Below are 13,136 nucleotides of genomic sequence, written 5' to 3'. Positions count from 1 at the left end.
GGGACGGCGTCGGATGGATGGGAGGGGTGTCAGGGGGTGCGGCGGTTCGCCGGCCAGATGCCGTGCCGGCCCGGCGAGAGGATGCCCTCGGGGTCGACGGCGTCTTTGATCCGCTCCACGAAGCGGCGGTAGGCGTGATCACCGAAGGAGTACTCGGCCGAGGCCTCCTCCATGAAGTCGAGGTGGGCGCGGTACTCGCCGTAGCCGAGCTCGCCCACCGCGCGGATCATCGTCTTCACCGTGGCATAGGCGTTGCGGGTCGCCTCGTCGTCGGCGGTGTCGAAGCCGAAGCCGCTCACCACGAGGGCGCTGCGGTCGCTCGCCACGCAGATGCCCGCGAGGAAGCTCGCTCCCGTGTCGCGGGTCACGATCTCCTCGAGCGTGTCCACCACGGCGCGCATCTCCGAGCCGACCAGCGGTACGGCGGGCGAGAAGCCCACGTGCCCGAAGTCGGGCGGCATCGACTCGAGCATGTCGAGGTTCGGGATGCCGGCCTGCACCTTGTCGGCGAAGTGCTCGATCTGGTCCCACTCGTCGCGCCGGAAGGTGCGGTGGTGGTCGATCCGGGCGCCCTCGATGGCCGACCAGGCCTCCCGGATCTTCTCGACCTGCCGGGCCACCACCACCTCGTCGCCCCAGACCGCCGTGCGCATGCCCCAGCGGCCGACTCCCGAGACGTCGGCGAGCTCGTCGAGCTGCTCGGGGCCGAGGGTGCCGCCCGCCTGCATCTGCCCGAGCAGCTCGGGGAAGTGCGAGGCGAGGGTGAGGGTGTTCTGCATCACGGGCACCCCGCGGATGAGGCCGTCCAGGCGGAGTTCGCGCAGGATGTCGATGGCCTGCTCGAGCTGGTGGTCACGCGGCACGGTGAGGAAGAGAGGTGCGTAGGCCTCGGGCTTCCGCATCAGCCAGTACCCCATCGAGGTGACGATGCCGAAGGTCGACTGCACGAACAGCGGGTCCAGCACCGGGCCGAGGCCGCGTTTGTAGGCGTGCCAGGCCTTGGAGTTCGGGATGCCGCCCATGCCGGTGCGCAGCAGCGAACCGTCGGCGAGCACCACCTCCATGCCGGTGGGCGCCTGGAAGTCGGTGCCGAGCGGCAGGTAGGTGACACCGCTGTCGAGCGAGTTGCCCACCACGGAGCCCCAGCCGAGGTCGGGCACGGAGACCAGGAGGTCGTCGTGGCCGGCCTCGGCGATCGCCGCGTGCAGGTCCATCCAGCTCACGCCGGGCTCCACCACGGCGTAGGCCAGCTGGGCGTTGATCTCGAGCACCCGGTTCATCCGGCGCAGGCTCACCAGAACGGATCCGGCCACCCGCGGGGAGGGGCCGCCGTAGCCGTTGTTGCGGCCCTGCGACGAGACCCAGAGCGGCACGCCGAGCTCGGCCGCGATACGCACCACGGCTTGCACCTGCTCGGTGCTCGCGGGGTAGAGCACGGCGGAGGAGTCGTAGGTGCGGTCGCCCTTGATCCAGTACGGATCGGCGTACTCGTCGCGGCCGGCGCGGTCGGTGACGACGGCCTCGTCGCCGAGCTCCTCGCGGAAGCGGCTCACCGCTTCGTCGCTCAGGACATAGGGGGTGGCATCCGGGGTCATGAGAGCTTCCTCGCTTCGTCGACGAGCAGGGGGGCCGCCTCGAAGACGCCGTGGATGCCCAGGGTGGCGGCGATCTCCATCACCTCCACGATCTCGGCGGCGGAGGCGCCGTAGCGCACCGCGTTCTCGATGTGCAGGCGGAGACCGGAGGTGTAGAGGTGGGTGGCGGCGGTGTCGAAGGCGATGTACATGAACTCCTTCACCTTCGGCTCGAGCGGCCCGCTCACCCAGGGCACCGAGGAGAACTCCGTGTAGGCGTCGAAGAACTCCGGGGCGAGCTCGAGGATCTCGTCCCAGAACGAATGCCAGTAGCCGCGCTTCTCGGTGAACTCCGCCTTGAGCTTCTCCTGGTAGCCGTCGAGCTCGGCGGCCTCGGTGCGCAGACCCTCCTGCTCGAGCACGTCGACGAGGATCGGCACGCCGATGTTCATCGAGTGGATGCCGAGGGTGGCGCAGCACTCCAGCACCTCCATCACCTCGGCGGGCGTGGCGCCGGCCTGCAGGGCGCGACGGATGTGGCCGCGCACGGGAGGCAGGTACAGGTGGGTGGAGTTCGCGGCCACGGCGAGGCGCACGAAGTGCTGCACCTTCTCGGGCAGAGCGCCCACCTTCGCCGGCACCGCGGCGAGCGTCGAGTACGCGGCCAGGAACTCGGGGTCCAGGTCGAGCACGGCCTGGGTGCCGCCGTCCCACTCGCCGTGGGCGGCTTCGTACTCGCGGCGGATCTCGGCCTTGCGGGTGTCGTCGGTCATTCCGCGGGCTCCTTCTTCTCCTTCTCGGACGCGGCCTTCTCCTGAGCGCGCAGCCAGCGCGCCACCTCGGTGTGGTCGGCCGCGGGGCCGAGGTCCTCGCTCGCGGTGCTCCAGTGCGCCACCGCCTGGTCGCTCAGGGTGTGCGGTACGCCCAGGCTCTCGGCGAGGCCGGTGGCGATGCGCATGTCCTTGAGCATGAGGCTCAGACCGAAGCCGGAGTCGTAGGTCTCGCCCACGATGAAGTTCGGCCACTTGAGCTGCGTCGAGCCGCTGCGGCCGCTGGAGGTGTTGATGGCCTCGAGCATCACGGTGGGGTCCAGGCCGAACTCGATGCCGGTGAGCATCGCCTCGCTGGTGACCCAGAGGTGCGCGGCCGACATCAGGTTGTTGATCGCCTTCAGCGCGTGGCCGGCCCCGATGGGCCCCACCAGCGCGGGCTTGCCGAGCACCTCGAGCACCCCGCGGGCCTCGTCGAGGTCGTCCTCCGCGCCGCCCACCATGATGGTGAGCGTGCCGGCGACGGCCCCCTTGACGCCGCCGGAGACCGGGGCGTCGATCAGCCGCGATCCGGCTGCCCGCACGACCTCGGCCAACGCCCGGGTGCGCAGCGGCTCCGAGGAGCTCATGTCGACGAACAGCGTGCCCGGGCGGGCTCGGGCCAGAACGCCGTCCTCACCCGTGAGCACCGCCTCGACGATCGCGGAGTTCGGCAGCATCAGGATGACCAGGTCGGCCCCGGCCACCACGGCGCCCGCGGACTCGGCGGTCTCGCCGCCGGCCGCCTCGAGCCGCTCGCGCGCCGCGGGGGCGAGGTCGAAGCCGCGCACCGGATAGCCGGCCGCCACCAGGCGCTCCGACATCGGGCTGCCCATGTTGCCGAGGCCCACGAAGGCCACGGTCATCGCGTCGCTCACAGTTCGCCGGCCTCCTTCATCTCGGTGATCTTGGCCTCCGCCACGCGGAACGACTCCAGCGCGGCGGGCACGCCCACGTACACGGCGGTCTGCATCAGGGTGGACTGGATCTCGGGAATGGTCACGCCGTTGCGGATCGCGCCGCGCACGTGCACCCCGAGCTCGTGCGAGCGGTTGAGGGCGGTGAGCATCACCAGGTTGAGCAGGCTCCGGGTGCGGCGGTCGATGCCGTCGTCGGTCCACACCGCGCCCCAGCAGTACTCGGTCACGAGCTCCTGGATGGGACGCGAGAACTCCGTCACCGCACCCAGCGAGCGGTCGACGTGCTCGGACCCGAGCACCTCGCGACGTACGGCGAGCCCCGCCTCGTAGGTCTCACGGCGCGTGTCGTCGCGCGTCGTCTTCTCCTGGTCGGTCATGGTCTCAGTCCTTCGTGTCGGTGGGTCGTGCCGCGCCGTCGCCGGCCGGATCGGGATCGTGCAGGCGCACGTGCCCCGAGACGTCCCCGATCGCATCGACGACGGTGTTGCTGATCTGGTCGGCGTAGCCGAGTGCCTGGGCGAGTCCGAAGCTCGCCAGCGGACCGGAGGAGTTGGGCGAGGCGACCCCGAGCTCGTGCAGGTGGTCGACGTAGAGCACCACGTCCTTCATCATGAGCGCGTTGGTGAGGCCGCCCTTGAGGTAGTCACCGGTGATGATCTTCGGGAAGCGGTTGAGGGTGGCGAAGTTCACGCCCGAGCTGGCGTTCAGCACGTCCAGCACCGTGGCGAGGTCGAGTCCCGCCTTCTTGGCCGCCACCATCACCTCGGCCGTGGCCGAGAGGCTGATGGCGTTCAGGAAGTTGTTGAGCAGTTTCGTGCTGTGCCCCGCCCCGGAGGCCCCCATGTGGAACACCTTCGTGGCGAAGTGCGCGAGCACGGGCTGCACCCGTTCCAGCGCCGCCGCGTCGCCGCCCACCATGAGGGTGAGCGCTCCCTTCTCGGCCGCGGCCGCGCCGCCCGAGATGCCGGCGTCGAGGTAGGCCACGTCGTCTCGCACGAGCCGCTCGTGGATGCGCTGGGTCGAGGAGGGGGCGGCCGTGCTGAGGTCGACGACAACGGATCCGGGCGCGAGGGAGGAGAGGAACGCCGCGTCCTGCAGCACCACCTTCTCCACCACCTTGCTGTCGGGCAGCGAGAGGAACACGACGTCGCTCTGCGCCGCCACCTCCGCCGACGAGCCGAGCGGGATCGCGCCGGCGGATTCCACCGCGGCGCGCTGCATGTCGAAGCCGTGCACCTCGACGCCCGCGTCGACGATGCAGCGGGTCATCCGGCCGCCCATGTTGCCGAGGCCGATGAAGCCGATCCGGTCGGTCATGGCTGTTCTCCTTCTGGGTCGCCGCCGGCGGCCCTGGTCGTGCCGATCGTGGCCGCGATGCCCGCGAGCGGGCCGTCCTGTACCACCGTGAAGCGGTCGAGGGTGGAGGGATCGTGGCCGCAGACGAGGTGCTCGACCCCGCCGGCCAGCAGCTCGTGGATGCGGTCGAAGCCCGCGTACATCTTCGGCAGGTCGGCCACGAAGGCGAACGGCATGTCGTCCTCGAGCTCCTCGTAGTAGTGCACGGCGTCGGAGGCGAGCAGCACACGACCCTCGGCGGTGTCGATCAGGGCGATCGCCTGGCCCGGGGTGTGGCCTCCCACCTCGAGCAGCTCGATGCCGGGCGCCACCTCGTGGCGGCCGGAGAAGGCGGTGACCCGGCCCTCGTCCAGCGCCGCGCGCAGGGCGTCGATCTCCTCCGGCTCGGTCGACCAGCGGAACTGCCGGCGCGTGCCCATCTGCGAGAGCCAGAAGTCCAGCTCCGCCTGGGCGATCACGATCCGCGCGTTCGGGAAGGAGGCCAGGTTGCCGATGTGGTCGTAGTGGGCGTGGGTGACCACGATCGTCTGCTCGGCCTGCATGTCGATGCCGAGGGCGGCGTAGATGTCGGCGATCCGGGCCACGAAGCTGCGGTTGCGGTTGGCCCCGCCCTGTTCGGAGAACCCGGTGTCGAACAGCACGGTGCGCTCGGCGTTGCGGGCCACCCAGACGAAGTAGTCCATGTCGATGGGCCCGTCGGGCTCACCGTGCAGGTGGTAGTTGAGGTACACCTCGGCGCGGTGGCCGTGCCGGGTGCCGTACTTCACGATGGTGAACTCGTAGGGGTCGCCCATTCCGGCATCCTCGCTCATGCGGCGGGCTCCGGCACGGGTGGCCAGCCGGCACGGCGTTCGAGCATGAGCTCGCGCAGGGCGCGCGGCGGCCGGCCGGTGAAGCGCTCGACCACGTCGGTGAGGCGGCCCAGATGACCGGCGCGGATCATCCGGCCGAAGGTCACCATGCCGTCGCTGGCCCAGGGCACCGGCGAGTTCGAGAAGTCGCCGGTGGCGTCACGGGGCACGCCGAGCGCGTCCCACATGGCGTACATCTCGTCGTCGGTGAGGTCGACGATCTCGATCGGCGCCCCGCTCAGCTCGGCGATCATCTCGCCCACCTCGCGGTAGGTCAGCAGCTCGGGGCCGGTGACGTCGTAGGCGGTGTCGGGCTCGCCTTCGCCGAGCAGCACCCGGGCGGCCACCTCGGCCACGTCGGCCCGGGCCACGAAGCCCACCCGTCCCTCGCCGGCGTTGCCGATGCTCTTGCCCGAGGTGATGGCGATGGCCGCCTGGTTCTCGGCCATCGCATCCGCGTACTGGTTGTTGCGCAGGATGTTCCAGCCGAGGCGGCTGCCGAGGATGAGCGCCTCGGTGACCTTGTGATCGGCCACCTCCACGGAGTCGACCTCGGGCCGCTCCGTGCCGATGAAGGAGGTGTAGACGATGTGCTGCACCCCGGCCTCCACCGCGGCCTCGACGGCGTTGCGGTGCTGCCGCTGGCGGCTGGGGCCCGCCTCCATGGCCGAGACCAGGAACAGGCGGTCGCCGCCACGGAAGGCCTCGACCAGCGCGTCGCGGTCTTCGTAGTCGGCCCGGCGGGCATTCACACCGCGTGCGCGCCAGCGCTCGAGCGTCTGCTCGTCGCGGCTGGTGACGATGATCTCGGCCGGATCGACCTCCCCGAGGAGGTGCTCGGCGACGGCGGACGAGACGAAGCCGCCTACGCCGGTGACGATGTACATGCGGTTTCTCCTTCGAAACGGCCGGGCCGCGTCGATGCGGCCCTCGATCCCATGCTGACGCACGGATTGTATGATGTCAATATCGTATGACAATCTACTCGATCAGGCGCCCGCCGCCGGTCCGGCGCCGAAGGCCTGCACGAGCTCGGCGTCCACCGCGGCGGTGTCCCACAAGCCCGCGCCCCCGCCGTAGCGGTTGGTGTTCTGCACGCTCGCGCCACCGTCCACCGAGAGCACTGCGCCCGTGATGTAGGAGGCGTCCTCGCTCAGCAGGAAGGCCACGGCCGCCGCCACCTCGTCGGGCTCGCCCGCACGGCGGAGAGGCGAGGTGCTCGCACGCTTCTTCATGTCCTGGATACCGGCCTCACCGAAGATCGGGGTGGGCACGATGCCCGGCGCCACGCCGTTCACCCGCACCCCGATCGGGCCCGCGTACACGGCTGCGCCGTGCACGAGGCCGATCACGCCGTGCTTCGAGGTGGTGTACGCGAGCAGGTCGGCTGCGCCGCGCAGGCTCGCGATCGAGGCCGTGACCACCACCGAACCGGTGGTGCCGGTGGCCACGAAGTGCCGCAGCGCCGCGCGGGTGCCCAGGAACGGGCCGCGCAGGTTCACCGCCATCACCGCGTCCCACTCGTCCACCGCCGCATCCGTGAGCTGCACGCCCGGCTTGCCGGCGATACCCGCGTTCAGGTGGTGCAGGTCGGCCGAGCCGAAGGTGTGGATGGCCGCCTCGAGGTAGGCGTCGACCCCGGCTTCGGTGGAGACGTCCGCCCCCACGCCGATGGCCTCACCCTGCAGCGCGTCGGCCGCGGCCTTCGCGCGGTCGCCGTCGAGATCGACGATCACCAGCCGCGCGCCGGCCTCCGAGAGGCGCTGCACGACGGCCGACCCGATACCGCCGACGCCTCCGGTCACGATCGCGACCTTGCCGTCGATTCCTGCGTACGTCATCGTGCCGCCTTCCGTCCGGCCGCTGCGGGCCGCTCCGGGTGGCCGGACGCGCCGTCGCGTCCCGTCACTCACCTCAGATTGTCTGACAGTAATATATTGCCGATCGGATTGCACCACTCGCAACCCCGGCGCTCCCGCCCTGGACACAGGGCCCCTGTATGATCGGCACACATCATGCCGTAAGGGAGTCACGATGACCGCTCCGAACACCCTCTCCGAAGCCTGGACGAGCGCCCATGTCGACCGGGTCGCCGCACCGCTGCGCGAACAGGTGATCGCCGCCCTGCGCGCGGCCATCCTCGACTTCACCCTCCGCCCCGGCCAGCGCCTGGTGGAGCGGGAGCTGATCGAGCAGCTCGGCGTCTCCCGCACCACCATCCGCGAGGCCCTGCGCGAGCTCACCAGTGAGGGCCTCGTGACGGTCGTGCCCCAGCGCGGCGCCATCGTGAGCGCCCCGTCGCTGCCCGAGGCGGAAGACCTCTACGAGATCCGGGCCGTGCTCGAGTCGGTGCTGGTGGAGCGCTTCGTCGAGCGGGCCAGCGACGCGCAGCTCGCCCGGCTGCACGACGCCGTCGAGCACTTCGCCGTCACCACGGCCGGCAGCCACGAGATCCGGGTCATCCTCGACGCCAAGGACTACCTCTACGAGGTGCTGATCGAGGGCGCCGCGAGCCCGGCGCTGAAGAACATCATCGAGGGCATCCAGGCGCGCGTGCGCATCCTGCGCGCCACCTCGATGGGCGAGCCGGGCCGAGCCGAGGAAGCCGCAGCCGAGCTCCGGGCGATGGCCGCGGCCGCCGAGAAGCGCGACGCGAAGAAGGCCGCGCAGCTGTGCGCCACCCACGTCCGCAACGCCTCGAAAACCGCCCTCAAGCACCTCCGCCTCGCCGAAAAGGGCACCCCCGCCCTCTGATCTCCAGAAGTCGCACTTGGCCCCTTTCCATATGGAACAGGGGCCCTTTTCGACGTCTCGACGGCGACGGGGAGGGGTTGACCATTCAGCCTGCTCATCATATTGTCTGACAAACAAGATGATCAGTGACTCAATGGAGAGGTAATCATCATGCCCGCACGCACCCCGCACCTTTCGGCCCGGCGACGCGCGCTCGGAGGCGCACTCGCTCTGGCCTTCGCCGCATCCCTCGCCGCCTGCTCGGCCGGTGGCGCCGGCGGGTCGGCCGGATCCGGTGACCCGGTCGCCGAACTCACCCCCGGCGACCCGAACGCCCCGGAGACCACCGAGGTCAAGCTCACCGGCATCAAGGGCCCGGGCACCATCCCGCTGCAGTACGCCGCCGACCAGACCGCCGCCGACTACGGGCTGACGATCGAGCCCTACTTCGTCGACAACAGCGGTGTGGCCGTGACCTCCGTGATCTCCGGTGACGCCGCGGCCGCCAACACCAGCTACTTCGGCGTGATCGACGCCATCAAGCAGGGCCTGGACCTCGTGGTGATCGCCGAGGGCTGGGCCAGCACGCCCGGCACCGGTTCGCTCGAGGCCCTGCCGAGCTCGGGCATCACCGACCTCGCCGACCTCGAGGGCAAGACCGTCAACGTCATCTCGCTCAGCAGCAGCCACGCCATCAAGCTGCGCAACACCATGCTGCAGGAGGGGCTGGACCCGGATGCCGTGAAGTGGGTCGAGCTCCCCTACGGCGAGGTGGCCGCCGCGCTCGAGCAGGGCACGATCGACGCCTCGAGCGCCGTCGGCCCCACCCTCGCCGCCGTGCGCGGGCTCGGCAGTGTGACCGTGTTCGACTACGGATCGGGCGAGTACGAGGGCATGGCCGAGTCGGGCTGGGTGGCCTCGCGCACCTTCGCCGAGAAGAACCCCAACACGGTCGCCGCCATCCAGTGCTCGATCTTCGGCGCCCAGGGCGCCCTCGCCGCCGACCGTGCCGAGTTCGAGGCCCAGTTCTCCTCCTTCCTCGGCGCCCCCGCCGCGGTGGCCGCCGCCGAGGTGATGCTCGACTACCAGAGCGAGAACCGTCTCGAGGACATCCAGCGCAACGCCGACGTGTACTTCGCAAGCGGCCGCCTGACCGAGGAGTTCGACCTCGCCGCACATGTGCTGCCCGCCCCGGAGAGCTGCTGATCGTGTCGGCCACCGCCGCCGCGCCCGGCACCGCCGGCAGCGCGGTCACCCCCCTCGCCGCACCCCCGGGGCGCTCCAGGCGCTCCCGGGGGGCGCCGCGGCGCACCGCGCTCTGGCGCGGGCTCGCCGGGGTGGCCGGCCTGATCGTCCTGCTGGAGATCGTCTCGCGCTCGGGGCTGGTGAACCCGGCCTTCCTGCCGCCCTTCTCCCAGGTGCTCACCAAAGCGGTGCTGCTCTGGGGCGAGGAGCAGTTCCGGGTCGACGTGCTCGCCACCCTCGTCACCTACCTGCTCGGCATGCTGATCGCGAGCGCGATCGCCCTGCCGCTCGGCATCGCCCTCGGTCTCGTCGCCCCCGCCTACCGGGCGGCGCGGGCCATCGTGGAGCTGATGCGCCCGATCCCGCCGGTGGCGCTGGTGCCGCTCGTGCTCCTGGTGCTCGGCGCGGGCCTGGAGATGAAGCTCGTGATCGTGGTGTTCGCCGCGGTCTGGCCGATCATGTTCAACACGCTCTACGGCGTGCACGACGTCGATCCCTACGCCAAGGAGATGGCGCGCAGCTTCGGCGTGAGCCGCTTCGGCGTGGTGCGCCGGGTGGTGCTGCCCTCGGCGGCGCCGTTCGTGGTGACCGGCGTCCGGATCGCCTCCTCGATCGCGCTGATCGTGGTGATCACGGTGGAGCTGATCGCCGGCGGCGCCCAGGGCATCGGCGCGTTCATCTCGCGCGAGCGCGCGTTCAGCGACGCCGAGTCGTACCTGGCGGTGCTCGCCGCCACCGTGACCGCCGGGGTGCTCGGCCTCGTGATCAACCTGGCCATCGGCGCCGTCGAGCGCCGCTGGTTCGGCTGGGACGCCACCACCCGTGAGGCGAACTGATGACCGCGACCACACCGCGATCCGGGACGGGCCGATCCGGCAGCACCCGGCCCGCATCCGCCGGCCGCCCGCGGCACGCCCGCGGCGCCCTGGTGGGCCTGGCCTACTTCGTCGTGCCGCTGGCCGTGCTGGTGGCGCTCTGGCAGCTCGGCACCACACTCGCCCCCTCGCCGTTCTTCCCGCCGCCGGTGGCCATCGGCCAGAACCTGGTCGCGCTGCTGTTCGGCGGCCCGGCCGTGGTGACGCCGGTGTTCGTGAACGACGTCCTCCCCACGGTGGGCCGGATGCTGCTCGGCTACGCGATCGGCTGCGCCTGGGGCGTGGTGGTGGGCACCGCGATGGGCCTCAGCCGGGCCTCGCGCGAGACCGTCACCCCGATCGTCGAGTTCCTGCGCTCCATCCCGGCCACGGCGACCCTGCCGCTGTTCATCATCCTGCTGGGCGGCGACGACGACATGCGGGTGGTGTTCATCGCCTACGGGGTCTCCTGGTTCGTGCTCATCAACACCGCCTCGGGTGTGGGCTCCATCCACCGCACGATGCTCGATCTCGGCCGGGTGTTCCGCATCTCCCCCGCCCGGCGGCTGTTCTCGATCGTGCTGCCGGCCGCGAGCCCGAAGATCTTCGCGGGCCTGCGGATCGCCAGCACGGCCGCGCTGCTGCTGGCCATCGTGTCGGAGTTCATCCTGGCCACCAACGGCATCGGCTTCCAGCTGATCCAGGCCCAGGGTCGCTTCCTGCTGCTGGACATGTGGTCGTGGATGCTCGCGCTCGCGCTCCTCGGCCTGCTGCTCAACTCCCTTCTCGACCTCGTGGAGCGCCGGGTGCTGTCCTGGCACCGGCTCTCCCGCCAGAAGATCTGAAAGACGGTGCACCGATGACCGACACCACGACCACCCCGCCCGCCTCCGCCCCGTCCCCCTCCGGCGTGCCCGGCACCCCCGGCGCCGCCGTGGTGGTGGATCACGTCTCGCACACCTACGGTCGCGGCGAGAGCGCGCACCACGCCATCCGCGACCTCGCCTTCGAGGTGATGCCGCAGGAGTTCGTCTCCATCGTGGGCCCTTCCGGCGCCGGCAAGACCACCCTGCTGCGCACCCTCGCCGGGCTGCTGCAGCCGAGCGAGGGTGCCGTCTGGGTGAACGGCGTGCGCAACACCGGAGTGCCCGCGGGCATGGCCATGGTGTTCCAGGACTACAGCCGCTCCCTGCTGCCGTGGCTCTCGGTCGAGAAGAACGTGGCCTTCCCGCTGGCCGGCCGCAGCTCCGCCGGAGCCCGTAAGGAGCTCGTCGACGAGGCGCTGGAGGCCGTCGGGCTCCGTGGCTTCGAGAAGCGCTACCCCTGGCAGCTCTCCGGCGGCATGCAGCAGCGCGTCGCGATCGCACGCGCTCTCGCCTACCGGCCGCGTCTGCTGCTGATGGACGAGCCCTTCGCCTCGGTCGACGCGCAGACCCGCGAGGGCCTGGAAGACCTGGTGCTGCGCATCCGGGACCGCTACGAGATGACCATCCTGTTCGTCACCCACGACATCGACGAGAGCGTGTACCTGGCCGATCGGGTGCTCGTGCTCTCGCGCCCGCCGGCGACACTGGTGGAGGACATCCGGGTGCAGCTGCCCGAGCCGCGCGACCAGATCACCACCCGGGAGGACACCGACTTCATCCGGCTGCGCGGTCATGTGGCGCGGCTCATCCACGGCACCCCGGGGCACTGAGGATGCGCGCCCGCGCCGCGGTGCTCACCGACTTCGACAGCCCCTTCCTGGTGGGCCCGATCGACCTGGCGGAGCCCGGCCCCGGACAGCTGGTGGTGCGGATGACCGCCGCCCCGTTCTGCTCCACCGACTGGATGGGCTGGCGCGCCATGCGCCGCAAGGTGCCGCCGGTGGTGCTGGGGCACACCGCCGTGGGGGTGGTGGAGCACCTCGGCGAGGGCGTCACCGACCTCGCGCCCGGCGACCGGGTGGTCGTGGCCGGCACCCCGCAGTGCGGCGAGTGCTTCTACTGCGGCATCGGCCGGCCCGACCAGTGCTCGGTGCTGATGGACCAGGGCGACCCCGTGGTGGCCGCCCTGCCCGACGGCCGCGAGGTGCGCGCCGCCGGGCGGGTGGGCGCCTACGCCGAGCGGATGCTCGCGCAGCGCATCCAGGTGCACCGGCTTCCCGACGGGCTGAGCGACGAGACCGCGTGCCTGCTGGGCTGCGGCGTCTCCACCGCGCTCGGTGCCGTGTTCCGCATCGCCGAGGTGCAGCCCGGGCAGTCCGTGGCGATCGTGGGGCTCGGGCACCTCGGCCTCTGGGCCGTGCAGGGCGCGCGGCTGGCCGGCGCCGGGTCGGTCATCGGCCTCGACGGGCATCCCGGGCGGCGGGAGCTCGCGCGCGCACTCGGCGCGAGCGACACCGTCGACTCGGCGCGGCACGATCCGGTGGCGGCCGTGCAGGCGCTCACCGAGGGGCGCGGCGCCGACGTGGTGATCGAGGCGGCCGGGCCGGCGCTCGCCACCCGCCAGGCGGTGCTGATGGCGCGGCGGGCCGGCACCGTCGTGCTGGCCGGCGTGGCGCACTCCGCCACCGAGGTGGAGCTGCCGCAGCTGCAGCTCACCGTGCACGGCAAGCGCATCCTGGGATGCCAGAACGGCCAGATCCGGCCCGACGTCGACATGCCGCGGTGGATCGGGATGCTCGGTTCGGGCGAGCTCGACGCCTCGCCGTTCATCACCCGGCGTTACGCGCTGGAGGAGATCGACACGGTGGCCCGGCGCTCGATGGCGCTGGACGACATCACGGGGGTGCTGACGGCCTGAGGCGGTTCGC

Annotated in this window: 14 protein-coding genes; 6 read left to right on the top strand and 8 right to left on the bottom strand. The window is 71.2% G+C overall.

Going from position 1 to position 13,136, the window contains the following annotated elements:
* Positions 1-29: 29 nt before the first annotated feature.
* The 8 genes from ACN4JJ_RS00295 to ACN4JJ_RS00260 all read right to left on the bottom strand — a co-directional run bounded on the left by ACN4JJ_RS00295 (position 30) and on the right by ACN4JJ_RS00260 (position 7,351).
* Positions 30-1,595 (bottom strand): FAD-binding oxidoreductase, encoded by a 1,566-nt coding sequence (locus ACN4JJ_RS00295; RefSeq protein WP_440707907.1) that lies wholly within the window; start codon positions 1,593-1,595, stop codon positions 30-32.
* Entirely contained in the window at positions 1,592-2,347 is a 756-nt protein-coding gene (locus tag ACN4JJ_RS00290; RefSeq protein ID WP_440707906.1) for a carboxymuconolactone decarboxylase family protein, read from the bottom strand. The genes ACN4JJ_RS00295 and ACN4JJ_RS00290 overlap by 4 nt, the downstream gene beginning before the upstream one ends.
* Positions 2,344-3,261: an NAD(P)-dependent oxidoreductase gene (locus ACN4JJ_RS00285; RefSeq protein WP_440707905.1), complete on the bottom strand. Its 918-nt coding sequence runs from the start codon at positions 3,259-3,261 to the stop codon at positions 2,344-2,346. Before ACN4JJ_RS00285 ends, ACN4JJ_RS00290 begins: the two co-directional genes overlap by 4 nt.
* Complete coding sequence (locus tag ACN4JJ_RS00280) at positions 3,258-3,680, bottom strand: carboxymuconolactone decarboxylase family protein (protein WP_440707904.1); 423 nt, start codon at positions 3,678-3,680, stop codon at positions 3,258-3,260. Before ACN4JJ_RS00280 ends, ACN4JJ_RS00285 begins: the two co-directional genes overlap by 4 nt.
* 4 nt (positions 3,681-3,684) lie before the next feature.
* Positions 3,685-4,620, bottom strand: a complete 936-nt coding sequence (locus ACN4JJ_RS00275; RefSeq protein WP_440707903.1) for an NAD(P)-dependent oxidoreductase — start codon at positions 4,618-4,620, stop codon at positions 3,685-3,687.
* Positions 4,617-5,471, bottom strand: coding sequence for an N-acyl homoserine lactonase family protein (locus tag ACN4JJ_RS00270; protein ID WP_440707902.1), 855 nt, complete (start codon positions 5,469-5,471; stop codon positions 4,617-4,619). The genes ACN4JJ_RS00275 and ACN4JJ_RS00270 overlap by 4 nt, the downstream gene beginning before the upstream one ends.
* The gene (locus ACN4JJ_RS00265) at positions 5,468-6,397 is read right to left on the bottom strand and encodes an NAD(P)H-binding protein (RefSeq protein ID WP_440707901.1); all 930 of its coding nucleotides are present in this window, start codon (positions 6,395-6,397) and stop codon (positions 5,468-5,470) included. The genes ACN4JJ_RS00270 and ACN4JJ_RS00265 overlap by 4 nt, the downstream gene beginning before the upstream one ends.
* A gap of 102 nt (positions 6,398-6,499) precedes the next feature.
* Positions 6,500-7,351, bottom strand: a complete 852-nt coding sequence (locus ACN4JJ_RS00260; protein ID WP_440707900.1) for an SDR family NAD(P)-dependent oxidoreductase — start codon at positions 7,349-7,351, stop codon at positions 6,500-6,502.
* A 193-nt stretch (positions 7,352-7,544) separates the two neighbouring features.
* Here ACN4JJ_RS00260 and ACN4JJ_RS00255 point away from each other — a divergent pair, with 193 nt between their 5' ends.
* The 6 genes from ACN4JJ_RS00255 to ACN4JJ_RS00230 all read left to right on the top strand — a co-directional run bounded on the left by ACN4JJ_RS00255 (position 7,545) and on the right by ACN4JJ_RS00230 (position 13,126).
* Positions 7,545-8,264, top strand: coding sequence for a GntR family transcriptional regulator (locus ACN4JJ_RS00255; protein ID WP_440707899.1), 720 nt, complete (start codon positions 7,545-7,547; stop codon positions 8,262-8,264).
* 150 nt (positions 8,265-8,414) lie between these two features.
* Positions 8,415-9,449, top strand: a complete 1,035-nt coding sequence (locus ACN4JJ_RS00250) for an ABC transporter substrate-binding protein (RefSeq protein WP_440707898.1) — start codon at positions 8,415-8,417, stop codon at positions 9,447-9,449.
* Positions 9,450-9,451: 2 nt separating this feature from the next.
* Positions 9,452-10,324: an ABC transporter permease gene (locus ACN4JJ_RS00245; protein WP_440707897.1), complete on the top strand. Its 873-nt coding sequence runs from the start codon at positions 9,452-9,454 to the stop codon at positions 10,322-10,324.
* Positions 10,324-11,187: an ABC transporter permease gene (locus ACN4JJ_RS00240; protein ID WP_440707896.1), complete on the top strand. Its 864-nt coding sequence runs from the start codon at positions 10,324-10,326 to the stop codon at positions 11,185-11,187. Before ACN4JJ_RS00245 ends, ACN4JJ_RS00240 begins: the two co-directional genes overlap by 1 nt.
* 14 nt (positions 11,188-11,201) lie before the next feature.
* Complete coding sequence (locus ACN4JJ_RS00235; RefSeq protein WP_440707895.1) at positions 11,202-12,038, top strand: ABC transporter ATP-binding protein; 837 nt, start codon at positions 11,202-11,204, stop codon at positions 12,036-12,038.
* A gap of 2 nt (positions 12,039-12,040) precedes the next feature.
* Positions 12,041-13,126: a zinc-binding dehydrogenase gene (locus ACN4JJ_RS00230; RefSeq protein ID WP_440707894.1), complete on the top strand. Its 1,086-nt coding sequence runs from the start codon at positions 12,041-12,043 to the stop codon at positions 13,124-13,126.
* Positions 13,127-13,136 lie beyond the last annotated feature (10 nt).

Origin of the sequence: Herbiconiux dendrobii (genome assembly GCF_052048175.1) — a bacterium.
Classification (GTDB): domain Bacteria; phylum Actinomycetota; class Actinomycetes; order Actinomycetales; family Microbacteriaceae; genus Herbiconiux.
The sequence above is the reverse complement of the archived record's forward strand: the minus strand, read 5'-3'. Positions and strand labels throughout refer to the sequence as shown.